Source organism: Parasphingomonas zepuensis, assembly GCF_036663735.1.
GTDB lineage: Bacteria > Pseudomonadota > Alphaproteobacteria > Sphingomonadales > Sphingomonadaceae > Sphingomonas.
Window position 1 is genome coordinate 1 of record NZ_JAXOJO010000101.1, and the last position, 1,012, is coordinate 1,012.

General features: G+C 65.3%; 2 protein-coding genes. One reads left to right on the forward strand and one right to left on the reverse strand.

The window, feature by feature from the left end; genetic code table 11:
• Positions 1 to 523: L,D-transpeptidase family protein (locus U1769_RS25580; protein WP_332720960.1), on the forward strand; the 523-nt coding region annotated here is incomplete at its 5' end.
• A 6-nt stretch (positions 524 to 529) separates the two neighbouring features.
• On the opposite strand, the gene U1769_RS25585 is transcribed toward U1769_RS25580, so the two are convergent.
• Positions 530 to 1,012, reverse strand: a 483-nt coding sequence (locus tag U1769_RS25585; RefSeq protein WP_332720961.1) for a penicillin acylase family protein, incomplete at its 5' end; no start/stop codon positions are given.

A 1,012-nucleotide genomic window follows, 5' to 3' on the forward strand; every position in this document is an offset into this window, starting at 1 on the left:
GGTTGCGGCACCCGCGCCGGCTCCGCCGCCGCCGCCCGCACCTGTCGCTGCCCCCGAAGCGCTGATCGTGAAGCGCATTCTCGATATTCCCGGCCCGATCCGCTTCGGCGAATATTATTGGGACGGTGACACCGCCAAGGTGGCAGGGCCGCTGATCGTCACCGTCGATCTGGAGGCCGAAACCATGTCGGTGTTCCGCGACGGCTATGAGATCGGCGCGACAGCGATCCTCTATGGCGCGGACGAAAAGCCTACGCCCGTGGGCATTTATCCGATCACCCAGAAAAAGGTTCATCACATCTCGAACCTGTACGGCGCGCCAATGCCGTACATGATGCGCCTCACCAACGACGGCGTCGCCATCCACGCGAGCGAGGTCGAAATGGGCGCGGCGACGCATGGCTGCATCGGCGTGCCGCTCGCCTTCGCCAAATTGCTGTTCGCACAGGCAAAGCTGGGCGACCGCGTCATCATCACGCGCGGTAAAAGGCTTGGCGTCGGCGGGGTAATTTCGGGGGGCTGAACGGCCCTATTCCGAAATCGTTACCGGCTTCCCCACCGCCGCCGCCGCGATCCGCGCGGGCGTGAACGGAAAACGGTGCCAGCCCTTCTTCGCATAAAGCCGCGTCTGATCGGCATAAAAGGGCGAGGCGGGGTCGGGTGACTGCGAATAGCTCAGCACCGTGTCCGCAACCGGACCGTCCGCGTCGAAGCCTACCACCTGCACGTAACTCGATCCGTGCCGCGGCGTCACCCCGCCCGGTGCTGGCACTGAAATCTGCACGTTGAGCACGCCGAGCTGCCCGTCGCCGCCATGTACCGGAATGCGCTCGGCTCCGCGCTGCGCATATTGGACATCGCCCCAGCGTGCATCCAGCGCGATGCCCGCCTTCGTCACTTCTTCCGCCGCCGCCTTCAGCGCCGCGAGCAGCTTGATGCCCGGCGCCCCGGTGGCGACGAAATCACGCGGAGTGTTGACGGGGTCCTTGATGTCGAACGGCACCGCCCAGAT